Origin of the sequence: Actinoplanes sp. KI2 (assembly GCF_025630775.1) — a bacterium.
Taxonomy (GTDB): Bacteria; Actinomycetota; Actinomycetes; order Mycobacteriales; family Micromonosporaceae; genus Actinoplanes.
Map to the genome: position 1 here is coordinate 1 of NZ_JAOSZE010000175.1, position 362 is coordinate 362.

Annotated in this window: 1 protein-coding gene; it reads left to right on the forward strand. The window is 64.1% G+C overall.

What is annotated here, in order from left to right:
* Positions 1-362, forward strand: a 362-nt coding sequence (locus tag ODJ79_RS46840) for an endo-1,4-beta-xylanase (RefSeq protein WP_263030215.1), incomplete at both ends; no start/stop codon positions are given.

Below are 362 nucleotides of genomic sequence, written 5' to 3' on the forward strand. Positions count from 1 at the left end.
GCCGGCCGGCTCGGTGACTCCACCTACACCACCATCGCCGGCCGCGAGTTCAACATGGTCACCGCCGAGAACGAGATGAAACCCGACGCCACCGAACCCCAGCGCGGACAGTTCACCTTCAGCTCCGGCGACCAGATCTACAACTGGGCAACCCAGCGCGGCATGAAAGTCCGCGGCCACACCCTCGCCTGGCACTCCCAGCAACCGGGCTGGATGCAGAGCCTCAGCGGCAGCAGCCTGCGCCAAGCCATGATCGACCACATCAACGGCGTGATGAGCCACTACAAAGGCAAACTCGCCTACTGGGACGTCGTCAACGAAGCCTTCAACGAGGACGGCAGCCGCCGCCAATCCAACCTGCA